A 25,461-nucleotide genomic window follows, 5' to 3' on the forward strand; every position below is an offset into this window, starting at 1 on the left:
ATAGCCGTTTGCTCCAATATCCGATATATAAGCGTAAAAACCAAAATCATAACCCCCGGGTAGTATACTATTTTGCGGCTTATAGAGCTTAGCAAGCAAAGTAATTCGGTTATTTACCCTAATTTCTTGTATATATTTTTCGGTATACTAATTTTAACTTTTTGTAAGTTACGATTAATTTTTTCTATCTTTATGCGACTTAATACTACTTATCTTTCTATAATAGTCGGTTTTATCGATTCTATTTTACCGCTAATTTTAGTGATGATAGCTTTATAAAGCATTTCGCTATGTAAATTTGTTACACGATATTTAGAGATGAATATGCCAAAAATAAAAGCAATAATCATTCAGTAAGTAAACTGTAAAAATATATTAGAATTTCTAGTAAAGGTTAATATTAAACAAATACAAAAAAATTGTTGTAAATGAAAGCTCAAAATCAAGCGAAAAATAAACAATAATACCGTAAATAAAACTAACAAAATACCAAATATTTAATATTATACTCTGTTTCCAAAGTTATTTTAAGATATTGCAGCATTTTCTATCAAAAGTTAAAAATACATTATACGTCATATCGTTATATCTGTTATATTTTTAATAATTAGAACAAAATTCTCTTGTAATTATAAGTTAAGATAAATTAACTTATATATTGCTTTTTATTAACTTATTTATTATAATATCTCTAACGTTTATGTCTATAAAATTTTAATTTAATATTGAGATATTTATAATGAATAAGTTAACAGAACAACATTTACTAAAAAAATCAAGATTTTTAAAATATTCTCTGCTTGCCTCTATTTCAGTAGGAGCAATAATTGCAATACCTTTTGAGGGTATGGCGATGAGTAAAGAAGCATTTCGTATCGACCTCGGTAATAAATTGTTGAATAACTTGTCACAATTAAACGGAAACAAAGATACGACAAATACCCCGCAGCAGATAGGAACAGTAATTGTACCGGAACCAGAAATAAACACATATACTCCATCTGAAATAAGAGAAATGAAAATATATAACAAACCTAAGGCATCTAATCCATTAAAAGATGTTCCTGTAGAGGATCATTATAAAGTGGTAGCACGTAGTAAGTCTGATGTCGGGAAAGCAAGAAAAGTACGACCAATTACTAGACGCAAAACATTTGTAGGCACTGAAAAAACAGAACAAAGTCAAAATACTTATACTCCTGAATCGACAGAACAAATGCCTCAAAAACCAGAGATTATAATAGCAGCGTCTTCGCCTACTGTTAGCCCAGCTTCAAATAGTTTTGTCACTGCACCTAATACATCAAATACTACCCTGACATCACCTGAACATTATACTACGGCATCTGGTACTCCATCATCAATACCGGCGACTCCGTATCAGCCTACTACAGATTCTAAACAAAATGATAGTTTAGGAGCTAATACACCACCAAACATAAACACAAACTCAAAGGCAGCACGAAGATTATTGTTTAGCAGTAGCGACCCGCAACAACAGGCAGTGCAATCTAGCTCACAGGTTAAATCAGAAGTTCCTCCGAAGCCGACATTTGTACCGTTGCCTATAAAAAAAAGCAGTACTGAAATTGCAGCAGGAATGGTAAGTAATATATCACGAGTTAATGAGATGATAAGAATCAAGTTAGCTGAAGTAACACAGGCTATTAAAGATACCACAGGTAAAAAAAATAAATCATTGCAGAAGTTGTATACGCAGCTAACTTCAGCACAAAAAACAATAGAAGCACTTAAGTCAAGAGCTGAGGAGATAGAAACAAAAATCAAAATAGGTAAAAATAAAAATAAAATAAAGAAACTTGAAAAAGAGTTAACAAGTAAAAACAATGAAGCAGATAGATTATTTCAGAAAATAGAAAAAATAGATATTCCAGCAAATAAAGTTTCGATAAAATCGCAGGAAACAGTTCCGGTTACAACGGCGTCAACCAAAGTTAGTGCGTTTCAAGCACAGCAAGCAAGAATTAATGAGGCTCGGCAAGGTGTATTTAATAAAAATAAATCAAGCGGAGATAAGACAAGAAAAAGTAGTGCTGGAACAGAAAGAGAAAAGAAAAAACAAGAAGCACAAAAGCAGTTATCAGAAATAAAGAAACAAGATAAAGCTAAAGAAGTAGCTGCTAGTGCGAAAAAAGAAACAAGTAGAACGGCATTACAAGCCATGCAAGATAATAAGATAGAGGAAAATCTAAAGTTATTAACTCCTGTTGTTTATAATAGTTCTACCAGTTCTACTTATAAGCAGCCGCCCATACTAGAGGATGAAGAAGGGTACTTAGTGCCAATAAAAGTTCAGCAGCAACCTTATACAGTAATGTTGCCGAGTCAAGAAATAGAGGACCCTAAAAGTATGGATTCAGGCTTGAGGAGCTTATCAAGCGGCACTTTAGGTAAAGAAACAGATGAAGATGTCGGATTTTATTCAGGTTGGGGAAATATGCCGTATACGCAAGCTGCTAATGTGAATAGTTCATTAGAAGGTGATCTAGTGTTAGGTATGCTGCAGCAGCAAATACAAGAAAATCGTTCAAAAGTATCTGGACAGCTTCCAAGTCATTCAAAAGATATTTACGAGCCTAAGGCTTCACAATACATTAATTATTTGAATAGCATACAGCCAAATCAGTCAAATCAAGCTCAAATAGATGGTGTAATAGATAGTTTAGCGACAGAAATGAGAAAATTAAGTGCGGATCAATTTAGTCAAAAATTAGGTGAGATTGCACATCTTGCCAGTATAAAGGCATATGAAGGTTTGTTCGTGAAATTATATGAAATTCAGCAAGCTAGAGTTCCGGAAACTCAAAAAATATATGAGCAAGCGGAAATATTTCAGTCTTATGCAGAGTATGAAGAGAATTCAAGAAAAAGCGGTACTCCAGTATTATCACGCTCGTCTTCAGCTAAAAGTGTAATATCATCAAATTTTGAAGAAAAATCAGCATTGTTACAAACCACAACTACAAATGAAAGCTTGAGATCTGACAAAAATTGGAAAAATCCTGCACCATATTCTTCAAGTCCAAAGCTTGACAAAAGAAGATTAGAATATTTAAATTTAGCTGGTGACGCGTTCGTTCAGAATCTAAAACAACCTGATACGTTAACTATAGAAACTCTTGGTTTAATAACGCCAACACAAAATACAACTGTTGCTAAAAGTGACTCATCGAGGAAAAATAATGTAAGTGGAAGTATTCCGGAGATACAACAACTGCAATCAGAAAAAATGCGTACCGAAACTTTAGGTGTGCAGAATGATCTAGGGCTAGATTTACATTATGCACCTCAAGAAACTTTAACTGAAGAAAGTACCTATTCAGTTTCTAGTAAGAAAAAACAAGGTAATATAATAAAGAAAGCTGTATCAAAAGTAGGGTCAATTTTGCAAACAAATAATGCAGAGAACAGAAAAAGGAAAAGAGATGGAGAAACCTCAAAGCAAAGAACAGTAGATCAAGAGGGAGGATTTGGCCACGCTTGGGGAAATAGCCATTCTATGCCGATTGCTAATATGAATAGCTTACCAAAAAATTTAGCTGTAACCCCACCTATAAATGTAGGGTCACTATATAACTCTCCGCAAGCTCAACATGTAGATGCTTCAATATATAATACTGCTCCCCCTGAGGTACTAAAAGAAGCTGAAGCTTTACTTGATAGATCACAAGGTAGACTAAATTTGGTTGATAGTACTATTAAAAAAGGTACACAGCCATTATCTAATTTATCTACTATAGATAAGTCGGTTAGTTATGAGAATTTAGCATCAGAAACAATATATAAGACAGAGCAACCTAAGCCATCTATAAGTTACAAGAATACTAGTAAACGAAAATTACCTATACCATTATTCAGAAGTGCCGAGCTTGACAAGAAATTAGAGTATTTGGATTTAGAAGATAAACTATTAAAAGTAGAGGAAGCTAGAATAGTTAAGGAAAAGCAAGCTATTGCCAAATTGGATCAGTATCAAGATCCAGAAAACCTAGAATTTAAGCGGTTAACTATAGAAGCACGAGATTTATCTTCAAAAGAATCACAATTAAAAGAAAAAAGGAAAGCCATGGAAGCAGCATTTTCTTTAAATGAAGAGTATTCAAGCACAGATGTAGCAATAGCACGTTCCTATTCAATTGGTGACATAAGCAGTTTACTTAGTGATGCAGAATCAAATCTATCCCGTTCACCTTCGGTTAGTGGCTTAGAGGATTTAAACAATTCTAATGTTATGAAATTAGGGGAATTAAAATCTAAATATGAAAAAATAGCCAATGATTATAAAGCTAAGGAATTAGAGTTAGATACTTTAAATCACGATGATCCAAAATTTAAGAAGTTAGGGCTCGAAGTATTTGAGATATCGAAAGAAAAGATTTGGTTAGAAGGGGAGATAAAGCGTCTAGATACTGAATCTAAACCTAAGGTAACTGAGAGTAAGCCGGTATTTTTATGTTCATCTTCAGTTGGTAGCATAAACAGCTTATCTAATGGTGATGATTTGAGTAGTCGTGATGTTGTAACTCCGGTAGATACTCTAACTATGGAAATTAATAAAAATTATGTAGATACCTATATAAGAGTATTAAGCAATAAAATACAAAAAATAGAAGAATTGCCTGGTTCAAGTTCTAGAAGTGAGGAACTTAATCATATTAAAGAAGCAATGGCTTATATAAGTAATCGTATACAGGATGTAGAGGAATTAGATGAAAAAATGCTTTTAGCAATAAATGCACGATTGCAAGAACATGATGAAAAAATTTCTTCGTTACTTCTAGAGAAGTATACAGGTGAAGAAGCTGCAGATACTCTTGCTCAGTCATTGTTACAAGAAATGTTAGTGTCGGATGGTAAATCAGAATCTACCTTACCTGCAGGAGATGAAGAACAAGAAAACACAGAAGTAACAGAAATAAGTAGACAATTATCTTCATTACCTGCATTTGCATCAAGTAATGAATGTGCATTAGCATTAGGCGATGGTAGCGAAGATGAAGAAAGTTATGATTCAGGGTTTGAAGAGGAAGAAGAAACAATAGGGCAATTATCCGATTCCGATTGGGGTAATCTTAAAATAACGGAAGTTGATACGGCTATTCCTCTTGAACAGGAAGCAAAAAAAGAAATGCAAACTCAAATTTCAGAAAACGCTCCTACTTTAAATCAAGCGAAAGTTATTAATACTATTGTAAATAATATGATTCGTAACAGATTAGATGTATCTATGAATATGTCTAATAATATGGTAGCAGTGGGAGCCGGTGATGAAGAAGAGTCTCATATAAAAAGAGGTTTGTGGATGCGTGGTATGTACGGCACTAATAATCATGGACGCGTTGAGAATATAACCGGTTATAGAGGTACTAACAAAGGTGCTACTATCGGGTTTGATGCTGAAATCGACAATAATATCGTAGGTATAGCTTATAGTAATGTTCATTCAGTATTTAAATTTAAAAATAGTAAAAATAAAGATAAAGAACTTATTAATAGTCATGTGGTTTCTATTTACGGACAAAAAGAATTACCGAAGAATTTTGCACTACAAGCTTTAGTATCTGCTTCTAAAAACTTTATTAAAGATAAAACAACTTATTCATATGGTGATACTAAAATTAGAAGTAATGTAAAACATCGTAATCATAGTTATAATGCGGAAGCATTACTGAATTATAATTATCTTTTGCAGAGCAAGCTCGTTATTACCCCGAATATTGGCTTAAGATACGGGAAGTCACGAGACGGGGTATATAATGAAACCGGTATTAACGTACAAGAAATAGCTCTTACAATGAAAGAGAATAACATATTGTCTGGAATTGTCGGTACTAAAGTCACAGTACCTTTAAAAAATGCTCTAAAATTTAATAATTTAGGTCTAACATTCCAAGGAGCGGTAGAACATAATTTTAAAGAGAAAACCCAAAGAATAAATAGAGTTGTTAAAATATTTGATAATACATTCAAACATGATTATCTAATACCGAAGCAACCGAAAACATCCTATAATTTAGGAACGGGTATTATAGGCAGTATCAAAAATACTATTATTTCGTTGGATTATAATTATTATCTAAATAAACATTATAGAAGTCATCAAGGTAGTGTTAAGCTTAAGGTAAACCTATAATTTTTATACTTGCAATATTTGCAAAGGTGTTGTATAAAACTTCTAACTTACTGTCATGCCGTGGTCATAGCCACGGTATGACTAATATATCTATATTGCCTACTTTAAAATTAAGGCCCCTTCGTCTAGCGGTTAGGACACCACCCTTTCACGGTGGGAACACGGGTTCGAGTCCCGTAGGGGTCACCATTCTATATTTTCCTATAATATAAGATCTTAAATAATCTAATTTAAATTCAGAATAAAAATAATAGTTGAAAAATAATAACTTTTAATTTACAATGCTTCAAAAAATTCGGTTGAAAACGTAAAGTTCAGTTCAATTAGTATTATACAATACAACTAATAAAAGCAGATGTGTTTTCTTCAAAAAATCTAGTTAACTATTCTCAAACTATAAGTGACTATCAAACAATTATAGTGTGTCTAGAAAAGCATGCCCCTTCATTTGTTCATTTAGATTTTAGTAATCTACATTTAACGCTTCCGCAGCTAGAGGAAATAGCCGCTAAAATCCAAAATAATAATTTTATCGGTAATGTAAGCTGAGGCAAGATGCCTAATACTTCTAGTGAGCTTGTACAAAAGATTGAAAGTAAAATTATCTTAAATAATCAAAACTATAAGCACCACCATACCGACTTTGTCCATGGTTTATTTAGTTTACATGCTTATATGGATTCTACGGAAAATGATATTGTAGAGTTTGCTGTAGAAAAAGAAAATAATGAAAAGGTCAAAACCTGAAATGAACAATTAAAAGACTGGAAAGTATTTAAAATATTTAACAAGCCTGAAATAGGTAGATATTACGCAGTAGCATATGTAAATGAAAAAGTAAAACAAATGGTACTTACCTATCGAGGTACTACATTTGAAAAATTAAATTTGCTCAAAACTAATTCACCGTTTAAAGCTCATTTTAAAAGTATTTTAAGTGGGCAGATAGTGGCACAGCAAGCGGCCGCATATGAAGCTACAAAGGAGATTACCAAATATGCTGAAGAGAATAATTATAATTTATCTTTCACAGGTTATTCTTTAGGTGTATGGCTCACAGAGCTTAGTTTATATTTTGCTCATAGAGATTTTCATTATCCAAAAGCAAAGGCAATCACATTCGATAGCCCGGGTTTAGCTACAGAAAATCTTCAGCCGCAGATGTATAGCCATGAAACTACCTTTGACGTAAAAAATTTAAATATAATAACTTATTTATCAGCTCCGAATTTTGTAAATGTCTGTAATCCGCATATTAATAAAGCATATAGATTATTTCCTAAAATTACTCCAAAGCATACAGGCAAGATAATAAATATATTAAATAAAACACCGCTAATTAAAAACTATGCTCCCTTGTTAGAAGGCGTATTATCATTATCCGGTTATTTACTTGATCCAATGCTAGATGCTTTTGATCCAAAAACCGGTAAACCTATAAAGTATTAGGAAGTACTAGATTGGCCTCGCATATAAAGATAATACGCTAAATAAATAAGGCACTTGATATTTATTACCTTTAGCAAGCAATCTAATATATAAAAATGCTACTGCAACGACATTTGGAAGCTTCTTAGAAGTAATCGATCAGCTTATAAGCGGTTATAAGCATTTAGAAAATAATGTAATGCCGCACAAGGTTGCCCATCAAAAGAGATCATAACCCCTGAGGGAAAATTTGAACTTTCTTACAAAGGTCATTATCGTATAAAAGAAGTAAATTTGTCTGTAGATATAGCAAATACAAATAATAAGGGCAGTAGCGATTGGTATCTAGCACAGTTGAGCAAATTGAGTATAGATAAAAAAGAAATACCAAATTTAATAAAACAAGTAATAAAAGAACTATATGAAATAAAACCTCAATATGGCAAATATTATATATTTACAAACTTACCTAAAGTTAAAGTAGATGACTTAAGAGAGCAAATTTTAAGGTTAATTGAAGTAAGTAGGGAAGCAAAGGAAGTATTAGAAGACTGCAATGCTTTTATACTCCTAATGAATCAATTAAAGTTACAGAAAATATAATTAGCAATTTACCCCCAGCAATTTACCCCCTTTGTCAACTTATAATCTGATTGTCCATAATGAAATATTACAACAAATAGAAGAAACTTTAAACGAAAAACGATTTGTAACAGTTAGTGCTTTCGCTGGAGCCGGTAAAACCACTCTAGCTATAAAATATGGATATAGACAAACACAAGCGAAAAAGAAAATAGTACGTTTTATTAACGCAGATTCTGTAAACAAAGTCCTTGAAGCATATAGACAACTTGCTAAAGAATTTACTATTTACATAATAGATGAAAAGGAAGAAAACATAATAAGATTAGTCCATGAGAGGATTGCTAATTTAAATTCAGCTATATTATTTATTTTTGATAATGTTGAAGATCATAAAGATATAGAGCCTTATCTTAACAGTATAATTAATATATTAATGATAAGGCACAAGTGATAATTACTACTAAAAATAATAATTTAAGTGATGATATAGAAAATATTATATTAGAGTCTTTTAGTAAAAAAGAAGCGATATTATATTTAAAGAAATCTCTAAAAAATAGATTAAACAAGAAAGATATTGATAAATTAGTAGAAGACTTTGGTAGTAACGATGTTGCATCACCTTATAGGCTATCTAAAGCAGTAGCATATTTAAAAGCAAATAAATTACTTAAAGTAAATGATTACATTAATTACTTTAAAAATAGCAAAGGTGATCATATAGAAACCGTTTTATTACTACAATTATTAGAAAAATCACCTTTAGCTTGGCGGATATTACAATATTCTGCAGATTTAGACCCTGATTTTATCAGTATAGAGATTTTCAAAGAATTATTTTTAATAGATGAGGAAAAGTTACAAGAACCCATAAAAAGGTTAGAAGCATTATCGATAATGAATCTAACATACCAAAATAGACAAGTCGGCTTACAATTACATAGATTAATGCAATTTATAACAAAGCAATATATAAATAAATATAAAGAACATGTGATAGATGAAAAAGAGATTTATACAAGACTAGCAGAAATCTTAGATGATTTATTTCCAATATTAACAGATGTTCCAAGTGAGGACTGGGAAAATTCTAAAATATTTTATCCCCATGTAGTAAAAATATTAAATGATGATATTGAAATTGATAAATGTAGAAAGGCAAATTTATATCAAAAAATGGGTTATTATAATGAATATATATTATGTAAATTTGAAGAATCGTTAAAATATTATAAGAAAGCTTTAAAAATCGATCAAGAATTAGTTCATCCTTCTTTTATTGCTAGCTCTCTTAATAATATCGGAGTGATTTATGAAAATTAGATAATACATACGAAGCTATAGAGTTCTATAAACAATCTTATTTAATGTACGTACAAACTTTAGGTTTAGGGCACTACAAGGCTAAAAACTTATCTAAAAAAAATTGCACCAGAATTTATAAAAAATAACGAAACTAGGGAGTTTATATTACAAAGAGGCGATTTTGAGGAAGTTACATTAGAAATTAAACAAAAGAATGTTTTAAATAAAATATATATTAATGCTGCTAAAGATAAGTGGAATAGTAAATTCTCAATCTTAGGAAATTGGGGGGTGAAAGGCTACTTAGGCGATAGATATTTAGCAAAACAACTAAGAGTTTTATCTGGACCTTAAAAATATAGAAATAGCTAAAATGTTATGTTTTGAAGCGATTTGCTTAGGAGTGCTTAACAACTCTAGTAAAAACTTCACTTGTGTAAAAGAATTTGTTAGAGCCTATCCTGAATTAACAAATAAGATAACAAACGAACATCCTGAATATTTTATTGATGGCTCGATATTACGGGTATGTGTTAATGATGAAGCAATTTTAAATAAATTGCTAGCTAGTGGTTAGTGTGGCTATGTAGCTTTACCCTCATCCTGAGGAAAATCAGATTTATCCATTAAATTTTTAGCAATGTTGCTTTCTGAAAGCCTAACTGATTGAAAATATTCGGATACAAGTTTTATCACTTCATCACAAAATTCATCTTGTAGCTCTTTACTTGCGGTTGATTTTTGGTTTTGCATTAACTGTATAGCATCAGATTTTTTATGCTCTAAAAATTCTTCAATTTCTTTAGTTTTTTCTTGAATGATTTTCTTGGTAACTTCATTACTTTCTTCTATCATTTGAGAGCGTAAAGTTTCTAATTTCTTTATTTGTGCGTTGGTGTGTTTAAAGAGCAAAGCAGCATCTTCTTTTAACTTTTCAGCTTTTAGAACTTTTTTTTGGATTTCTAAAATCTTAGCATCTAAAGAATTTAAAATGGCTTTTTTTGCCGGTCTATAAACTAAATATACAAAAATTACAAAACTAACGGCAAGCCAGAAGCTCTCATCTAGGAAATTCATTATTTTACTTTTATATTTTGTAGTAAATTCATATCTGCTTTAGTGCAAGCTATTTTTTCAATAATATTAACTGCAAGCTTTATGATTGCTGCGCTTTTATTAGTTTTAAATTGCTTAGCAGCTAAATTTATATCTTCAATGTTTTGATTTATAGCGTTTTTTAAATCTTGCTCTAGATTCTTTTTTTTAATTAAAAATTCTGATTCTAAAGAGTCTATTTTTTCTTTTTTTAGCCTATCTATTTCAGTATTTGTTTTATCTATTTCCTCGTTATAATATTTATTTAGCTTTTCTACTTCTATGGTCAATGTATCGGCTTGCGTAATATTATCTTGAATATTTGTCTGTCTATTATTAAAAATTTCTTCAGCTTTTGGAGTTATAAATTTATAAACAAAGATATACAATAAGCCGAAAGTAACGATAAGCCAAAAAATTTGTGAATAATAAGTAGCAATATCAAATTGAGGCATCTTATTTAAAAATGAATTTTAAGAAAAAATAAGTAACATAGCAATTACAAAGGAAAAAAGTCCCATTGCTTCAGCAAGACCTGCACCGATCAGAGCCATTCTTTGTAAGTTTTCTGTAGCCGAAGGGTTTCGTGCTATTGAACTAAGTAGAGAGCTAAATATGTTACTAACGCCTAAAGCTGCACCGTACATGCCGATAGCCATAAGTCCTGTACCAATAAATTTTAAAGAAACCATATCCATAAAAAACCTCACTTTTAATTAATCAAAAAATTTTATCTAATTATCTGTATAATAGGCTTTTTGCACAACGAAGCCAATAAAAAGGAATTTGCAGGAAACACGAAGCACAGAACCGCAGCGTACACAAAAGTACGTGAAGATTCGAGCATCGGATTGACATACAAATTACCTTTAGAAGCAAGTTGTGCAAAAAGCCTAGTGTAAATTAATAGCATCATTAAGATACATACAAGATAAAATAGTAAAAATATAAGCTTGAAGTATTGCAACAAAAATTTCAAACCCAATTAGTATCACCATAAGAGGGATTGGCAGAAATTTCAAGTAAATCATTAATGAAACGGTAAAACCGGCTATTACTTTTAATAAAACATGTCCCGCCATCATGTTAGCGGCAAGTCGCAGTGATAAACTAACCGGTCTTGCTAAATATGTAAATAGTTCAATTACTATCATCAACGGTGCTAACCATAAAGGAGTACCGTGTGGTAAAAAAAGGGTTAAAAAATGTAAGCCGTGTTTTACAAAACCGACTATAGTTACCATTAAAAATACTAGAATTGCCAAGGTAAAAGTAACGATAATATGACTAGTAGCAGTAAAGCTATAAGGTGTCATACCAAGTAAATTACAGAATAAAATGAAAATAAATAAACTAAAAACTAACGGAATAAATTTACGTCCTTTTACTCCTATATTCTGATTTAACATATCAGCTACAAGATTATAAACTATTTCAGCACTCACTTGTAATCTAGAAGGTACTAATTTCCGGTTATAAAAAGCTAAGTAAAAATAAGTTAGAGCTAAGATGCTAGCAAGTAACATATAGATACTCGAATTAGTAAAGCTGACGTCAAAACCGAACATTTTGATGTCTATTAATTTTTTGATATCAAATTGTGCTAAAGGGCTATAAGTCATTTCCTTACTTTTTATTAGTTACTTTTTGCCTTATAATGTTAAAGCCGGCAATCATTCCTATTATTGTAAATATAATAAGAAATAAAGGTTTAGAATTAAAAAATTTATCCGTAAATATTCCAATTACGACACCTACCATTGTACCTGAAACTAAATCTACAGCGATAGTGAACGGGCTAATTTCTTGCCGAATTTTAGGATTAGAAAACTTAGGAGTTTTTAAGTCTTTAATTCTTGCTTTGATATCTTTTAGTTTTTCCGTATTCATTAGTTTATCTCCGTCATTGCGAGAAGACGCCATAGGCGTCGACGAAGCAATCTCAGGATATTTAACGAGATTGCCACACAGTCTACGACTGCTCACAATGACGATCTAAATTACAAGCTCGTTTCATTTTTTGCTTTTTCTTTCTGCTCCTCTAAAGCTTTATCAACTGCTGTGGAAAGAGTATCTATACTATAACTTCCTGTTTGTACTCCGTTAACGAAGAAAGAAGGAGTCCCTATAAATTTGGGTGTTTTTGCTATAAAATTGGTATTAGCAATTAGTATAGCAGTAATTTTATCATTATTTAAACATTGTTTATATTCTTCCGGAGAAATACCGCCAAGTTGTCCTATATCAGTTAATAATTTTCTGTATTTATTGCTATATGCCCACTTATCTTGTTGTATTAATATGATATTATGAAGTTGTGTAAAACTATTTATATCCCCCTTGCATCGGGCTAAAATTGCAGCATCTAAATCTTGTTTAGTAGCAATAAATTCACGAACCACATATGCAATTTTGTGAGTATCAATATATTTTTTCTTAAGTTCTGGAAAAATTGTTTGGTGATAATAAGCACAATGCGGACAGGTAGGAGAAAAATACTCGACTACTATAACATTTGATTTTTTATTACCGAGAACCATATCATTATCATCAACTTTAAAAGTGACTTTAACAGGTTTTATTGCAGGATTTTTTTGTTCTTGTGAAGCCGGCGTTGATACTTCATCAGTCTGATTATTATCATTAACAGGAACTATTGATTCAGCCGTATTTTCAGAATTTGCGGCTTCCTGACTCGTTTCTTTAGAAGTTTCGTTATTTTGTAGAGTTTCGTGCTCTATTATTTGTTTTTCCTCATGGTTCTTATCTTGTGCTTTTTCTTCTGAACAGCTACTCAAAAATAATAAAAATATTAGTACAATAAAAATACTTCGCATATTTATTCCTTTAACTTATTAATATTATCTACAATAAGATCGTATCAATTTTATTTCAATAAAAATCTCTACTTTATAATAAAAGCAAAATGTGCTATGCTATAGAAAATAATAGTCTAACATTAAGTTCTTAGGCACTAAAACCACTACGGAGGAATTAATAATGGCAAATACAACACAATCCGAACAAAAATCCGAGTTTAAAATAGGGCAGAGAATTGTCTATCCTGCACATGGAGTTGGTGAAATAACAAATATAGAATATCATACTATTGCAGGTACTGAAATTAAAGTATATGTAATTTCCTTTTCGCAGGATAAAATGACATTAAAAGTGCCTGTTAGTAGAGCTGTGGTTGTTGGTCTTAGAGCGGTTGCAAGCAGAAAAGATTTAGATGTCATATATTCAACTCTTCAAGGTAAACCAAAACAAGGAAATAGAATGTGGAGTAGAAGAGCCCAAGAATATGAAGGCAAAATTAACTCAGGTAATATTGTAGCCATAGCCGAAGTATTACGGGACTTACATAAAAATGTTGATAATGATCGTTCTTACAGTGAAAGAACACTCTACGAATCAGCTTTAAATAGACTTGCAGGCGAGCTTGCTATCCTTGAAAACATCCACCCAACCGAAGCAATTAATAAGTTAGTTGAAGTATTGCGTGAAAAATTAGTAGCATAGTTATACTCGTTCAACTTGAAAAATTGGCTGTGTCGTTTTTGTAAGTCCTCGGATGCTCACGTATTAAGTATACGCTCCGCTCCTCGGCTTGTAGACTCCTTGCTCTTTTCCAGGTTGAGCTTCGTATAGCTACTCTTCATTTACTCGGATTATATTTTTATGGATTGGCTGTAGTCTACGACTACTCGCAATAACGAAAAAGCTAATCCATGCAACAAAGCAGAATTGACCACGAACATTTTAATTACTCTACTAACAGATAATTCATCCGGAATTTCTCAAGGGATGTATTAACTACATAGTCAACAAATTCTTTTAATGATTTTGGATCTGTTACTTCCTGTCCTTTATCGTCACGAGCAGTTAAAAGTTTTGAATTAATTTTTTCAAGAACGCCTTTCTTAATATCATCAATATTATGCGTACCGTCTAACATTTCTAAAATATATTTTTCATGTATCGGTATACCTACCATATCGTTAAGTCTATTAGTGACGCTAAACACGCTAGTTACATTATTAAAATGTGCTTGTTTTGCTTGGTATCTTGCAAATTCGCTAGTTTTAGGTTTTTCGGTGATAGTTGCTATAGCATGAGGTTTGGTCTCAAATATTTTGAGATAACCTTGAAAAATGAATATGATAAAATGTTGTTCTAATGCTGCTAAGAAATCTTGTAATTGATATTTACCAAGCTTTTTAAAAGCTTCTTTTGCTACTTGTTCTAAGCTTATCGGATTGCTAATATTTTCGGCATATACATATAAAATAGCTTTCATGATCGGTGAAGTGGTTGAAATAAAAGGCTCAGGTAAATTTTCGTAATAGAAGCTAACATTTTCCTGTTCGTTAGTTAAATCAACAGCTTTTTCTAGAATTACCGGTCTAATATTAAGGCTAGTAAAAAACCCTTTTAAATTATTAAATTCAATTTTTCTGTTTATAGGTATGTTTTGATGACATAATAATGTCGAGCGGAACTTTCTATTAGTGATAAAATCCATATATTGCTCAGTGCGAACAATATCATTAACGGCTTGTAGTTTTTCTGCTGCCTGAGTAGGTAAATTACCAATAAACATTGTAGTAAGCGACGCATCACCTAAGTAATTTAGATGGTTTTTTTGAGCTTTTTCTATGAATTGGTGAAAATATGTACCTGTATTAATTTCGCCTAAATATTCATGTAATACATATGAGTCCGTATATGCAGATAATAATTTTGTTTCATCTCGTAAGAAATTAGAATAAGGCGTTGTGGAGCTTTCTAATGAGTCATTGATGAACTTTAAAAGTAATCTAGCTTGCTGTAATTTATCATGGCTAGTATTAAATAGCTCTGAATGGAACATAACCATTTCACGTATTGTTCCCTGCATATTCCAGCCCGGGAGCGTATTATAGCTTACAAAAGCTATGCCGTTCGGATTTAGCAGTTTATTACAGACTTCGAGTATTTTATCTTGTACTTCTTCAGGTACCCATGAATATACGCCGTGACAAACTATGTAATCAAACTTACCGTATGACTCATCAAGGTCCAATATAGATAATGCCTTTAGTTCGGCATTTTTTATTTTCAAATCACTGATAATTTTTTTACCTAATTCTATTTGTATTTTGGATAAGTCAATACCTAGAGATTGTGATTTAGGATATGTTTCAGCAAAGTTAAGCAGATTAACACCGATTCCACAACCGAGTTCAAGTATTTTAGCAGTTTCAAGAGGTGGAGGGTTTAGCCCGAATAGCTTGCCGATAGTTCTTAAATAAGGTGAGGAGGTATAACTGAAAGTAAATGGAGAATAAGGTACTTCATCATAGGATATTTTATTAGCTTGTTTTGTCATAGTATTTACATAAATTAAAAATTAATTTTAAGCAGTTTCAAAAGATTAAGCAATATATTTATATACAAAAAACTTTAAATTTAACTAATGCTCATATAATATGTAAGTGAAGTGTAATTTTATTTTATGAAAAATAATAATAGTTATTTTGGTTTTTTAAGAGGTGCGATAAAAATCAAGAAGAATGTTGTAAATTTTTCTTGTGAATCTGATTGGGATAGTGCTCCATTGTATGGATCAGAAAATACTCTTGATGTTATTCCTGCTTTCGTAGGAATGACATAAAAGCCATGAAACAACACCGCTTTTAGCTAGGAATGACATTATTACACAAACTATAACTTAATCAATTGTGCTTTAGTTGCAAAATTTTCTATTCCCTCTAGATTGGTAGTGGTAATCCATAGTTGCATGTTTAAGCCGGTAAAAAATTCGATTAAATATTGACGTCTTTTGTCGTCTAAATGCACAAAGACCTCATCTAAAAGTAAAATCGGTGCTATTTTAGTTAGCTTTATAGCATAATTCATTTCAGCAAGGATTATTGCAATTAATATAGCTTTTTGTTCACCGGTAGAACAGAATTTGGCTAAGATATTTTTCTTTTGATGCTTTACTAAAAAGTCACTTTTATGAACTCCAAAACTAGTGCGACCAAGTAGTTTATCTTTGCTTCTTGTTTGATAAAGTTCTGCAGTAATAAAACTAACAATATTTTCTTTGCCGTTTAATATTTTTTGTTCAACAATGCCGTCGATCGATAAATCGGCTTTTGGAAATTCATTTTCAAGGTCATCTATTGCTTGCTGCATAAATTCTAAGGTTTTTAAGCGATTATTAGCAATATGGTTAGAAATATCAGCCATCTTTTCTTCAATAATTTTAAGCCAATTATCATTTCTTATATCTTCTACTAGAATTTTATTTCTCTCATGCATGTAATATTCGTATTTACTAACTAGCTCTGCATGCTTTGGATCAAAATTATAAACTATTCTATCAAGAAATTTTCTTCTATCACTGCTACCGCTTGTAAAGATTCCTTCCATGTGCAGAGTCAGCCATACCATGCTAGTGAATTTACTTAACTCATTATTGGCTATTTTACTTTCGTTATACTCAGTTATCCTTCTATTAGAACTACGTTTAAATTGGGTGGTAAATTCTGCAAGTCCTAGCTTACTTTGCAATAGAGCTTTAACTAGACAATGATCTTCTGAAGTTTTGCATATATCGGCAAGTTTTGCTGATCTCAGCCCTCTTCCTGGATAAAATAGCGATATAGCTTCTAAAATATTAGTTTTACCGCTACCGTTTTCACCTATTAAAATTATTGGTGTATTATCTGTTTTTAGTTCAAGATTTTTAAAATTACGATAATTCTCAAGACTTAAGGAATGTAGGAAGATATTTTTCATTTTATGAAAGAATAATAGTTAAATTATTGATACGTTGCATTTATACCGTCTAGAAATTGCCATAGTAGTTTTGCTCCTTTTATTGCTTCTTGATATGCTAATTTTTGTTCTTTTGAGCTTAAATTATTAATCAAATTTGCACATTCTTGTGTATGCCATTGATCAACTTTACTATGAACAATGAAAAATTGTAAAGTTCTGTAATCTGAAATTCCATAAAATTTTTGTAACCCTTGAATTTTAGAGTCAGATACTTTAGGAGTCTGACGCTCATAAGCATAAAGTGCTCCAAGACCTATAGAAAAAGATTTCTCTGTTAATTTAAAATAACCTTGAACAAGTTTTTGAGTTGAGTCTAATTTAGGTTCTGAAGTGAGTTGGTTTCTTAAGCATCCAAGTCCTTCAGCAAAACGTTTCCATAGTTCCGGGTGATTTTCTTCACCTTGTTCTTCTTCTATAAGATTACCAAGTAATATTTGTCTAGCTTGTATATCACTACATTTGGAATGTATTGCACTTATATAACGTAGGAAAGCTGCAACGTGATGATAATATTCTTTTGCGTAAATTTGTAAAGTAGAATGAGTAAGTTTTCCCATATTCCATAATTGATAAAATGGATGATTTAAGAGGTTATATTGCTCAAGATTTTTATATTAAGCTGTTCTAAAATTTATTTACTGATAACCTCTTAGTAAATTTATAAATCTGATAATTGTTTGTTTTATCTATTATTACAGAATGCCATTCTGCTAAAAGATTAAGAGGAAAAAAAGTATCTCCATCATAATTTTTATTTATTTTTGTAAGTAAAAATTCATCAATAAGATTTTGCTCTAGGAAAAAAGTCGCTATTTCTGCTCCTCCAACCATAAAAATTTTCTTATCAGTAAAAGGTTTTATTACCTGCCAAAAATCATCTAAGGATTTAATAAAAAATATATTATTATAAGATTGTAATAGTGTATTTCTTGAAAAAACAATACAAATACAATTTTTTAAAATCTTTATAAATTTTGATAAACGGATTTTCCAAAACCAATTCCAGGATCAAGAATGATATTTTTTCTATCAAATCCACATTTTTCTAATTTTGTTATTTCTTGCTCTGTCCATATATTTAAGCTAGAAAGCGGAGATTTATCAAAATCAAGACATTTTTGTTTTTGCGGTGGAACGGTTAATGAATGCATAGTAATAATTTTACAATTATAATCGGCAATTAATCGTAATGTATAATCATCTAGATTATTTTTAACCAAGTTGATACAGGAAATAGGGTATTTTTTTAAAACACGTTTAATTACTTCAGGAGTAAAACTATCAATACTGACTATAACTTCCTTAAGCTCTTCAAGAACATTATTAAGCCTTGCATATTCTTCATCTTCATTAATAATTAAAGCAGAAGGACGTGTTGATTGTGATCCAAGCTCAATTATTGTAGCCCCTTCATTTATTCAAGCGTACAAAATTTCTAACGGCATCTTCTTTATGAAAACTCAATCCTCCATCAGAAAAAGAATCAGGAGTAATGTTTAAAATACCGACAAATTGAGGATTTAAAACAAGAGAGCGTATAACTCCTTGATTTTCAATTAAATGTGCTATTTCTGCAAAGGTTTTATTGTTGTAAAAATTATTGATCGGACATGAATAACGACATTCCAAGCTTAAACCTGCAATTAGATGAATAAGAAACGGTCTGTTTAATAATTCAGGATGCGGTATCTTTAAATCAGGTAAATCTATATGGCAATTATTCCAAAGTAGGATATCTAAGTCAATAACTCTTGGAGACCATTTATCATAAGAGCTTGCTCGACCTAGTTGTTTTTCAATCTTTTTAAGCTCAATTAGAAGTTTACTAGGCGTTAAAGTACTTTTGCCCTGCACAACCATATTTAAATATGATTTATCCCAAGCTTTATCTGCATTAGGTGGTAGAATAGCTTGTGTTTCAAAAATAATAGCTTGCTTAAGCAATATAAAATCACAACTTTTTAGTAAATTTAGAGCTTTTTTAATATTTAAAAGTCTATTACCTAAATTACTGCCTATAGAAATATAAATCATAGTGTCTCCTTTCGCTGAATAAGAAAAAGAAACTCCGCCATGCACTCCTGAAACCGGTGATTTTAATTTAGTAACGGTTACGTTTAGAAAAATCTTTTCTAATTTAGATTCGATAAAATTTTGATAAATAATATCATATATTTGTGCGGCTAAATACTCGATAAGATTAAAGTGATTTTCTTGAGAAAGTTTTTGTACTAGCCGTACGATTTCTGCATAACAAACAGTATCGTTTATATTATCCGTTGCAGTAGCAAGGGGAGGAGTTGAGAGAAAGAGTTTTATGTTAATTTTTACAGGTTGAGCGTGGTGTTTTTCTTGAGTACTGCAGCCAAGATGTACCCAAGTTATTAGTTCCGAAATATTAAGTTTACATGAATAATTTAAGTTGAAAGCTTGTGATACCTAATCATAATATTGATGTTAGTTTAGTATAAGCTCTTTATAAAAAGATACAATAGTTAAATTGATATACCGCCACTTTTTTTAAAGCCGACATGAGCTTTTTCAAGTTTTTTAATAAGTTTAGGTGAATATGATTTAATGTCTTTTTCCTTGCCGCCTTCATATTTTTTAGCGAGTTTCATGCCCCCTCTGATCATATTATAGGCGAAGTTCATTAGCTTTGTTTCGCCTGCTATTCTTTTTGGGTTCATAAACATATAAATTTGGTAAACGGCAAAGCTTTTTAATAAACGTTTTAAGTCTATTCTAGCTTGTTTGGTTAAACCTTGTAATTTGTCTTTTGGGTTTGCAAGGTTTTTATTAGCATCTCTAACTATTTTAGAATGCTGATGCATTAAATAATTACTGACTTCGGCAACATTCTTGTTAATGAGCTTCTCATCCATTTTAAGCTTTAAGTTTTTAGTTTTACCTAAATACTTACGGATTAATAAGATAATCTGACTTTGCAGTTGAGTTAAATCCATAGTTTGTTCATTTAAGATAGCAAGCATTCGTTCCATCTCATACTCAAATTCTTCATTTTGGCTTAATTCTTCAAAAATTTCCTCTACCTCTTTACTTTCAAGTACAAGATCATCACTAATACCCATTAATGCATCTTTTATTTGATCAGCAATTTTTTTGGTATCTTCGGGAAATTGATTATTTGTCATAATCTAATTCATCTTTAAATATAGCTATTTTTATACTAGCACCACATTTCTGCTTGTCTATAAAAATTGTATTAAGAGATATTAAATTTTTCTGCTAAATTTTTATATTTTTCAGTTTTTTGTATAAATTTAAGTTGACTACACGGTGAAGAAATTATTGATGTTAACTCTTTAGACAAATCATATAATATTCCATAAGGTTTAGGTCTTCCTTGTTCTTCTATGAGAGCTTTCGTATTAAGACAAAATACTTTTAGTGAATCTTGCAGACTTTTTTCTGATATATCTAAATTATATTGGTTATAAAAATCACCTTGGCTTGAATATAATTCAATTATTTCTGATGCTAATTTAGCTATATCTTGCGGATTCTTTTGCTGTATTTTCTTTTTTAGTTCTGATTCTTTGAGATGTAATAATTTATTAAAAGCTTCTTTTACATAAGATATATGAGTAGTATTTTTAAAATATTCTAAAGCTTTTACATAATTTCCGCTCTTCAATTCAATCTTCCCAAGTTTTATATTTGCCTCTTTAGAACCAAGGTTAGCAGCGTTTTCATACAATCCTATTGAGTTTTTAGATAGTTTTGTTAAGCCATTAGGTGTACAGATTTGTGCTTGTTGACAATAAATTTCTGCTAATTGATGTTTATATAAGTTTTCGTTTTTATAACTATCATTAATAGATTTATGAGTTTCTTTTAGTAATTTTTCTAATAAATTATAAATAGGTAGCGCTTGATCAGGTAACACAGGCTGATGTAAAAGCTTATCATATATTACTTTATCGAAATTTTGAGATATTTCTGTAATAGATTTAGAGGCGGTAATATACTTCCAAAGAGATTTAGCTTCTTGCTTGCTGACTGAGCCTATTAGTTTTTCTAAATTACTAATGCTATTATTTATAGTTATACCTAATATATTATAAAAATTCTTAAAGTTCTTTGTTAAAAATAATTTAATATTATCTAAATTTTCAACATCAGTGTTAGAATTGTTAATATGCTGTAAAAAGTTTTTTAAGTTATATATATTATTGATTGCTTTTAAGTCTAAAACATCGTTATTTTTGATATCTTCATAAAATTTTTCAATAGTCTCATTTAATTTGTTATAAAATGAATCTTTATCTTTGCATATTGCTTAAATGATTCTAATAACTTTTCTTTTATATTATATGCTCCGAGATTACTCAATAAATCGTTAAACCATTTTGCAGAATTAAGTGTAACCAAATTTTCTTTTTCGGAAAATTTGATGTTAGATAAATATTTAAGGTAATTTAGAAGATTCTCTAAATTATTTTTTATATTTTGTTCCCATTTTTTTCTATATATGTTTTAAGCTCATTGATACTAATTGGTACTTCTTTATTAATTACATTTATAGAATTTAAAATATATGTTAAATTTTTGCCGTCGATTGTTATTTTATTATATTCATCTAGAATGATATAATTATCACTCTAATATTTAATAGATTTGTATAGTCTTTTGCTTGCTCGCTAGCTTGAGGTAATAAATAGAATCTTTTATTTTATTAATGATACTCTTTTGTTCATCGCTAAAATTACCGAGTTTTATAGTGTCATCAATAATTTTAGATATACGAGTATGATTATTGCTTGCTTGGGCTATCGGTCACTACTATAGATAAATTACCTTCATTTATATCAATATATCTCAATAATTTAGTAAATTGTTCAAATATACCTACAAGTTTTTCTAGATTGGCTTTGACAAGGGAAGAGTTAGAGTTTTTGGTTTCAATATTTTTTATTGCTAATATAAATTTAGTAGGAGTCGTACTTAGATTTTTTGTAGGAAAAATTTGTCAATAGTAGATTCAGAGGATGAATTAGCAGCATCCAAATAAGAACTGTTATATGTTAAATATTTTTCGTTTTTTATATAAAAACTATCTAAAATATTTGAACTTACTGTTAGACTTTTTTTTGAAAAGTCCCAATCTCCATACTCATTACTTTCTAATATTAATTCACTGTCTTTAAGAAAATTAGTTATGAGATTTAAATCTTCTTTCTCTTGCCCTAATATAATTATAGCTTTATTACTCCTATCAATAATAGATTCATATTTCCACTATCTTTATTAATTAAGTCGATAAAATTTTTATCCTTTAACATATCGGATATAAAATTTTCCATTTCTGCTTCCTTTATTTCTTCTTTTTTCAACATCATTATATCCCTCATATTTTCTGCTTTATTGTGTTCAATATTATTTGTTATTTCAAACGAATTTTGATTTAGAAGTGTTTGTATCGGTTGAGTTGCATTGTTGTTGTCATTTAGTATTTGAAATAAGGGGTCTTCAGAAATAGTACTATCTACTATTTCCGTATGTTCTTGTTTTTTAAATTTATCATTTAAACGTTTTACATAAACGGTATAATTGTACATAATTAATCCGTTTCTTAGTTGTTTTTTATTTAATAATCTTAACTTTAAGATTAACTAAAAATATCACAATTTAGATATTACGATATTTAATATACTGAAAGATGATTTTTATTGCATATATGATAAGAATAAGTTTTATTATAAATAAATATTAATAATTACTTAGGTTATGAGAAAAAAACCAAATGTATATTATAAAAATTTTTATAGCCCTAGCTATGATTACAGGCATAATATTTTTATGTTTATTGTATTCTTCATTAACTTCGTCTAAGCTTAAAATTGGTGCGAAAACTAGTAATATGGACAATTCGCCTAAAATTAAGTTTACTCTTATAGATCAAGAAGGAAAGAAATTGGATAGTACCCATTTGCAAGGTCATTTAAGTTTGATTTATTTTAATACTCCCTATTCCTTATATGACAATCAAGAACTAAAAAGAGTAGAAGATATTATTAAGATTTTGAAGAAAGAGAATATTTTAGTACAAGTAGTTTTTATTACTCTAGATTCTGAGCATGATACAAGTGAGGTATTAAATATTTAGAAAAAATAGATGATAATTTTATAGGTTTAACGGGGAGAGTCCAAGATATTGAACAATTAGCAGATCAATTTAAGGTCTTCTATACATCCAAAATATTTGATGTAAAAACAAACAAATATGAATTACAACATTCTAATTTTGTGTATTTAATTAGCAGTCAGGGAAAATTTTTAAAGTATTATTGCTTAGGTTTACCGAAAAATGGTTAACAGATAATCTCTAAGCATTTCCTATTTGTGATGAGAAATGTATTTCATCAATGCCTAAGTGTTTTAATGCATTATGCCATTTACTTTCAGTATTATCGGCAAAAATAAATTCTTTATTACAATCCATAACCAGCCATAGATTTTTCTCTAATTCTTCTTCAAGCTGCCCTGGTTTCCATGCTGTATAACCGACAATGAATAAGCTATTTTTAGGTCCTTTACCGAAAGCTATATCTTCTGAAATTTCTAAATTAGAGCTTACTGCTAAATCATTATGGAAATCCAATAACAAATTTTTATTATAATCACTAGAATGAAGAAAAAATCCTTTTTCATGTTCTACGGGTCCGCCAAGATATATAGGAACCATAACCGGGGTTGTTATTTCGTCATTTTTTATTTTAAAAAACGATTTTAAATCTATATGATTTACTAAGCGGTTAAATATTAATCCTATTGCTCCTTCTTCCGTGTGTGATAACATATAAATTAAGGATTTATGGTAAATGCCTTTTGTAATTACATGCGGTGTAGCAACTAGTGTTTTACCGGATAAGTTATGAAAAATTTTATCGTCCATAAATTAAACTTTAATTATATAATATATAAGATTTAAATCCAATTATTCAATAGAAGTTAACAATAATGATCACATTTTTTGATATTACTATTTTTGCTATTATTACTCTTTTCTCATTTTTTGGCTTATATCAAGGCATAATCGGGTTTGCAACTAGAATACTCGGTTTTATTACTTCTATAATGTTAGGATATTTTTTATATCCATATATTTCTGACTTAATCGGGAAATATATGGATAATGAGGTTATAAGAATAATTATTGCCGGTGTTATATCTTATGTTATTGCTTTAATTTTATGTGTTTTTATAGTTTATAAATTTCTTGCTATAATTTCATTTATGAGAAACGGTTTTATTGACAGATTCTTAGGGCTATTAGCAGGATTTGCCGTAGGTATTACTATCTCGTTAGTACTATTTTTTATAACAATGATCTTTACTTCTGAAAACTATTTTAAAAGTAAATCTTTAAAAGATTTTGTAGTAAGTAGCAAACAGAGCAAATATGGAGGAGTACTGAAAGTTTCTGTTACCACTAATTATTTAGATGAATTAAGTAAAAATATTATAGTTATAATTCCAAACGAGACTTTAAAATCTATTGAAATATTTGAAAATAAAGAACCTAAATAATTTCAAAAACTTTCTTAAGAAATCGAATGATTCTAACGATGATGAGGATGTATTTTCTCGAGAATTACAAGATGAGCTTTCTAATATAGATGATGAATAGGATGTTATTTTGACGTCATTGCGAGGAAATTACGATATTGTTGTGCGGATCTTGTCATCCCGTGGTCAAGCCACGGGATGACAACGGAAAACTGATCCACGCGGGTGATGTCTGCTCGCAATGACGATTACCTACCAAACAAACACCATAACCCCTACCTTTCATTAAACCAGCCTATTTCCCTTAAATTTCATAAATCACGACATTGTAAATAATTAATAAATATTAACTAATAGTAAATTTATTCATTAATTATTGTGTGTCGTAAATAAATAGTGTATTATGACCGATAAGTTAAGTGGTAAAATCATTAAAAGCAATAAGTTATAGGGGAAATTATAACTAATAAGAAAAAAACTTTTTTAATAAACTTTTACTAGCAACCAGTAGTATCGGGCTACTTGCAAGT

At 30.1% G+C, this 25,461-nt stretch carries 26 protein-coding genes, 1 tRNA gene and 6 pseudogenes; 14 read left to right on the forward strand and 19 right to left on the reverse strand.

The genetic code is table 11. From position 1 onward, the window contains the following. Positions 1–209: 209 nt before the first annotated feature. A complete protein-coding gene (locus RGRA_RS12230; RefSeq protein ID WP_017443489.1) occupies positions 210–350 on the reverse strand; it encodes a hypothetical protein in 141 nt (46 codons plus the stop codon). Positions 351–739: 389 nt separating this feature from the next. Here RGRA_RS12230 and RGRA_RS0100525 point away from each other — a divergent pair, with 389 nt between their 5' ends. The 9 genes from RGRA_RS0100525 to RGRA_RS12965 all read left to right on the forward strand — a co-directional run bounded on the left by RGRA_RS0100525 (position 740) and on the right by RGRA_RS12965 (position 10,049). Further along, a complete protein-coding gene (locus RGRA_RS0100525) occupies positions 740–6,154 on the forward strand; it encodes an autotransporter outer membrane beta-barrel domain-containing protein (RefSeq protein ID WP_017443490.1) in 5,415 nt (1,804 codons plus the stop codon). 114 nt (positions 6,155–6,268) lie between these two features. Next, positions 6,269–6,343: transfer RNA gene (locus RGRA_RS0100530), tRNA-Glu, on the forward strand. 168 nt (positions 6,344–6,511) lie between these two features. Then, complete coding sequence (locus RGRA_RS12935; RefSeq protein WP_236609743.1) at positions 6,512–6,703, forward strand: hypothetical protein; 192 nt, start codon at positions 6,512–6,514, stop codon at positions 6,701–6,703. Positions 6,704–6,709: 6 nt separating this feature from the next. Further along, positions 6,710–6,901 (forward strand): hypothetical protein, encoded by a 192-nt coding sequence (locus tag RGRA_RS12940; RefSeq protein ID WP_034419436.1) that lies wholly within the window; start codon positions 6,710–6,712, stop codon positions 6,899–6,901. Positions 6,902–7,000: 99 nt separating this feature from the next. Next, positions 7,001–7,603 (forward strand): Mbeg1-like protein, encoded by a 603-nt coding sequence (locus RGRA_RS12945; protein ID WP_017443491.1) that lies wholly within the window; start codon positions 7,001–7,003, stop codon positions 7,601–7,603. Between the two features lie 273 nt (positions 7,604–7,876). Next, a complete protein-coding gene (locus tag RGRA_RS12950; RefSeq protein ID WP_017443492.1) occupies positions 7,877–8,185 on the forward strand; it encodes a hypothetical protein in 309 nt (102 codons plus the stop codon). Positions 8,186–8,216: 31 nt separating this feature from the next. Continuing rightward, positions 8,217–8,618 carry an AAA family ATPase gene (locus RGRA_RS12955; RefSeq protein ID WP_017443493.1) on the forward strand — a complete coding sequence of 134 codons (402 nt, stop codon included), beginning with the start codon at positions 8,217–8,219 and terminating at the stop codon, positions 8,616–8,618. 689 nt (positions 8,619–9,307) lie between these two features. Then, on the forward strand, positions 9,308–9,490 hold the full coding sequence (locus RGRA_RS12960; RefSeq protein WP_010976710.1) for a tetratricopeptide repeat protein: 183 nt from the start codon (positions 9,308–9,310) through the stop codon (positions 9,488–9,490). Positions 9,491–9,845: 355 nt separating this feature from the next. Beyond that, a complete protein-coding gene (locus RGRA_RS12965) occupies positions 9,846–10,049 on the forward strand; it encodes a hypothetical protein (RefSeq protein WP_017443495.1) in 204 nt (67 codons plus the stop codon). A 5-nt stretch (positions 10,050–10,054) separates the two neighbouring features. Here RGRA_RS12965 and RGRA_RS0100580 read toward each other — a convergent pair whose 3' ends face one another. Genes RGRA_RS0100580 through RGRA_RS0100590 form a run of 3 tightly spaced genes read right to left on the reverse strand, consistent with a single transcriptional unit; the run spans position 10,055 to position 11,265 of the window. Beyond that, positions 10,055–10,549, reverse strand: coding sequence for a F0F1 ATP synthase subunit B (locus RGRA_RS0100580; protein WP_017443496.1), 495 nt, complete (start codon positions 10,547–10,549; stop codon positions 10,055–10,057). Further along, positions 10,549–11,022 carry a F0F1 ATP synthase subunit B family protein gene (locus tag RGRA_RS0100585; RefSeq protein ID WP_017443497.1) on the reverse strand — a complete coding sequence of 158 codons (474 nt, stop codon included), beginning with the start codon at positions 11,020–11,022 and terminating at the stop codon, positions 10,549–10,551. The genes RGRA_RS0100580 and RGRA_RS0100585 overlap by 1 nt, the downstream gene beginning before the upstream one ends. Positions 11,023–11,040: 18 nt before the next feature. Then, positions 11,041–11,265: a F0F1 ATP synthase subunit C gene (locus RGRA_RS0100590; protein ID WP_010976714.1), complete on the reverse strand. Its 225-nt coding sequence runs from the start codon at positions 11,263–11,265 to the stop codon at positions 11,041–11,043. Between the two features lie 21 nt (positions 11,266–11,286). Between RGRA_RS0100590 and RGRA_RS09985 the strand changes: the two are divergent. Continuing rightward, a pseudogene (locus tag RGRA_RS09985) lies at positions 11,287–11,466 on the forward strand (palindromic element RPE1 domain-containing protein); the annotation flags it as partial. On the opposite strand, the gene RGRA_RS0100595 reads toward RGRA_RS09985, so the two are convergent. The 3 genes from RGRA_RS0100595 to RGRA_RS0100605 form a co-directional block, all read right to left on the reverse strand. Then, the gene (locus RGRA_RS0100595; protein ID WP_017443498.1) at positions 11,461–12,189 is read right to left on the reverse strand and encodes a F0F1 ATP synthase subunit A; all 729 of its coding nucleotides are present in this window, start codon (positions 12,187–12,189) and stop codon (positions 11,461–11,463) included. The pseudogene RGRA_RS09985 and the gene RGRA_RS0100595 sit on opposite strands and share 6 nt — an antisense overlap. 4 nt (positions 12,190–12,193) lie before the next feature. Continuing rightward, positions 12,194–12,457, reverse strand: coding sequence for an AtpZ/AtpI family protein (locus tag RGRA_RS0100600; protein WP_017443499.1), 264 nt, complete (start codon positions 12,455–12,457; stop codon positions 12,194–12,196). Positions 12,458–12,567: 110 nt separating this feature from the next. Beyond that, complete coding sequence (locus RGRA_RS0100605) at positions 12,568–13,404, reverse strand: DsbA family protein (RefSeq protein WP_017443500.1); 837 nt, start codon at positions 13,402–13,404, stop codon at positions 12,568–12,570. A 163-nt stretch (positions 13,405–13,567) separates the two neighbouring features. On the opposite strand from RGRA_RS0100605, the gene RGRA_RS0100610 reads away from it, so the two are divergent. Next, on the forward strand, positions 13,568–14,089 hold the full coding sequence (locus RGRA_RS0100610; protein WP_017443501.1) for a CarD family transcriptional regulator: 522 nt from the start codon (positions 13,568–13,570) through the stop codon (positions 14,087–14,089). A gap of 10 nt (positions 14,090–14,099) precedes the next feature. Here the strand turns inward: RGRA_RS0100610 and RGRA_RS14210 are convergent. Then, positions 14,100–14,202: pseudogene (locus tag RGRA_RS14210) on the reverse strand (palindromic element RPE5 domain-containing protein). 131 nt (positions 14,203–14,333) lie between these two features. Continuing rightward, the gene (locus RGRA_RS0100615) at positions 14,334–15,938 is read right to left on the reverse strand and encodes a methyltransferase regulatory domain-containing protein (protein ID WP_017443502.1); all 1,605 of its coding nucleotides are present in this window, start codon (positions 15,936–15,938) and stop codon (positions 14,334–14,336) included. 126 nt (positions 15,939–16,064) lie between these two features. Here RGRA_RS0100615 and RGRA_RS12235 point away from each other — a divergent pair, with 126 nt between their 5' ends. Next, positions 16,065–16,223: a hypothetical protein gene (locus tag RGRA_RS12235; protein WP_017443503.1), complete on the forward strand. Its 159-nt coding sequence runs from the start codon at positions 16,065–16,067 to the stop codon at positions 16,221–16,223. A gap of 50 nt (positions 16,224–16,273) precedes the next feature. Here RGRA_RS12235 and recF read toward each other — a convergent pair whose 3' ends face one another. From recF to RGRA_RS12045, 9 genes and pseudogenes are all read right to left on the reverse strand, one after another. Further along, on the reverse strand, positions 16,274–17,356 hold the full coding sequence (recF, locus tag RGRA_RS0100625; protein ID WP_017443504.1) for a DNA replication/repair protein RecF: 1,083 nt from the start codon (positions 17,354–17,356) through the stop codon (positions 16,274–16,276). Between the two features lie 23 nt (positions 17,357–17,379). Continuing rightward, complete coding sequence (locus RGRA_RS12970) at positions 17,380–17,955, reverse strand: CADD family putative folate metabolism protein (RefSeq protein ID WP_017443505.1); 576 nt, start codon at positions 17,953–17,955, stop codon at positions 17,380–17,382. 67 nt (positions 17,956–18,022) lie between these two features. Beyond that, positions 18,023–18,364: pseudogene (locus tag RGRA_RS0100635) on the reverse strand (dihydrofolate reductase); the annotation flags it as partial. Continuing rightward, the gene (locus tag RGRA_RS0100640) at positions 18,364–18,816 is read right to left on the reverse strand and encodes a dihydropteroate synthase (protein ID WP_330216855.1); all 453 of its coding nucleotides are present in this window, start codon (positions 18,814–18,816) and stop codon (positions 18,364–18,366) included. The gene RGRA_RS0100640 and the pseudogene RGRA_RS0100635, both read right to left, overlap by 1 nt. Continuing rightward, entirely contained in the window at positions 18,809–19,432 is a 624-nt protein-coding gene (gene folK / locus RGRA_RS12975) for a 2-amino-4-hydroxy-6-hydroxymethyldihydropteridine diphosphokinase (protein ID WP_157668004.1), read from the reverse strand. Before folK ends, RGRA_RS0100640 begins: the two co-directional genes overlap by 8 nt. A gap of 78 nt (positions 19,433–19,510) precedes the next feature. After that, positions 19,511–19,795: pseudogene (locus tag RGRA_RS12040) on the reverse strand (dihydroneopterin aldolase); the annotation flags it as partial. 98 nt (positions 19,796–19,893) lie between these two features. Then, entirely contained in the window at positions 19,894–20,553 is a 660-nt protein-coding gene (locus RGRA_RS0100650) for a DUF5394 family protein (RefSeq protein ID WP_017443507.1), read from the reverse strand. Positions 20,554–20,624: 71 nt separating this feature from the next. Beyond that, positions 20,625–21,308 (reverse strand): hypothetical protein, encoded by a 684-nt coding sequence (locus RGRA_RS10005; RefSeq protein WP_017443508.1) that lies wholly within the window; start codon positions 21,306–21,308, stop codon positions 20,625–20,627. Between the two features lie 1,309 nt (positions 21,309–22,617). Continuing rightward, complete coding sequence (locus tag RGRA_RS12045; RefSeq protein WP_162146303.1) at positions 22,618–22,980, reverse strand: hypothetical protein; 363 nt, start codon at positions 22,978–22,980, stop codon at positions 22,618–22,620. 185 nt (positions 22,981–23,165) lie between these two features. Here RGRA_RS12045 and RGRA_RS08215 point away from each other — a divergent pair. Next, positions 23,166–23,737 (forward strand): annotated as a pseudogene (locus RGRA_RS08215) (SCO family protein). Between the two features lie 10 nt (positions 23,738–23,747). Here the strand turns inward: RGRA_RS08215 and RGRA_RS0100685 are convergent. Beyond that, positions 23,748–24,317, reverse strand: a complete 570-nt coding sequence (locus RGRA_RS0100685) for a YqgE/AlgH family protein (protein ID WP_017443511.1) — start codon at positions 24,315–24,317, stop codon at positions 23,748–23,750. Between the two features lie 65 nt (positions 24,318–24,382). On the opposite strand from RGRA_RS0100685, the pseudogene RGRA_RS08220 reads away from it, so the two are divergent. Continuing rightward, positions 24,383–25,052, forward strand: a pseudogene (locus RGRA_RS08220) (CvpA family protein). Positions 25,053–25,461 lie beyond the last annotated feature (409 nt).

This window comes from Rickettsia gravesii BWI-1 (genome assembly GCF_000485845.1).
Taxonomy (GTDB): domain Bacteria; phylum Pseudomonadota; class Alphaproteobacteria; order Rickettsiales; family Rickettsiaceae; genus Rickettsia; species Rickettsia rickettsii.

Bases quoted from the DNA above. Each gene is read 5' to 3' on its own strand.
- RGRA_RS12230 (WP_017443489.1), bottom strand. From the start codon at position 350: ATGATTATTGCTTTTATTTTTGGCATATTCATCTCTAAATATCGTGTA.
- RGRA_RS0100525 (WP_017443490.1), top strand. From the start codon at position 740: ATGAATAAGTTAACAGAACAACATTTACTAAAAAAATCAAGATTTTTA.
- RGRA_RS12940 (WP_034419436.1), top strand. From the start codon at position 6,710: ATGCCTAATACTTCTAGTGAGCTTGTACAAAAGATTGAAAGTAAAATT.
- RGRA_RS12945 (WP_017443491.1), top strand. From the start codon at position 7,001: ATGGTACTTACCTATCGAGGTACTACATTTGAAAAATTAAATTTGCTC.
- RGRA_RS12965 (WP_017443495.1), top strand. From the start codon at position 9,846: ATGTTATGTTTTGAAGCGATTTGCTTAGGAGTGCTTAACAACTCTAGT.
- RGRA_RS0100580 (WP_017443496.1), bottom strand. From the start codon at position 10,549: ATGAATTTCCTAGATGAGAGCTTCTGGCTTGCCGTTAGTTTTGTAATT.
- RGRA_RS0100585 (WP_017443497.1), bottom strand. From the start codon at position 11,022: ATGCCTCAATTTGATATTGCTACTTATTATTCACAAATTTTTTGGCTT.
- RGRA_RS0100590 (WP_010976714.1), bottom strand. From the start codon at position 11,265: ATGGATATGGTTTCTTTAAAATTTATTGGTACAGGACTTATGGCTATC.
- RGRA_RS0100595 (WP_017443498.1), bottom strand. From the start codon at position 12,189: ATGACTTATAGCCCTTTAGCACAATTTGATATCAAAAAATTAATAGAC.
- RGRA_RS0100600 (WP_017443499.1), bottom strand. From the start codon at position 12,457: ATGAATACGGAAAAACTAAAAGATATCAAAGCAAGAATTAAAGACTTA.
- RGRA_RS0100605 (WP_017443500.1), bottom strand. From the start codon at position 13,404: ATGCGAAGTATTTTTATTGTACTAATATTTTTATTATTTTTGAGTAGC.
- RGRA_RS0100610 (WP_017443501.1), top strand. From the start codon at position 13,568: ATGGCAAATACAACACAATCCGAACAAAAATCCGAGTTTAAAATAGGG.
- RGRA_RS0100615 (WP_017443502.1), bottom strand. From the start codon at position 15,938: ATGACAAAACAAGCTAATAAAATATCCTATGATGAAGTACCTTATTCT.
- RGRA_RS12235 (WP_017443503.1), top strand. From the start codon at position 16,065: ATGAAAAATAATAATAGTTATTTTGGTTTTTTAAGAGGTGCGATAAAA.
- recF (WP_017443504.1), bottom strand. From the start codon at position 17,356: ATGAAAAATATCTTCCTACATTCCTTAAGTCTTGAGAATTATCGTAAT.
- RGRA_RS12970 (WP_017443505.1), bottom strand. From the start codon at position 17,955: ATGGGAAAACTTACTCATTCTACTTTACAAATTTACGCAAAAGAATAT.
- folK (WP_157668004.1), bottom strand. From the start codon at position 19,432: ATGATTTATATTTCTATAGGCAGTAATTTAGGTAATAGACTTTTAAAT.
- RGRA_RS0100650 (WP_017443507.1), bottom strand. From the start codon at position 20,553: ATGACAAATAATCAATTTCCCGAAGATACCAAAAAAATTGCTGATCAA.
- RGRA_RS12045 (WP_162146303.1), bottom strand. From the start codon at position 22,980: ATGTACAATTATACCGTTTATGTAAAACGTTTAAATGATAAATTTAAA.
- RGRA_RS0100685 (WP_017443511.1), bottom strand. From the start codon at position 24,317: ATGGACGATAAAATTTTTCATAACTTATCCGGTAAAACACTAGTTGCT.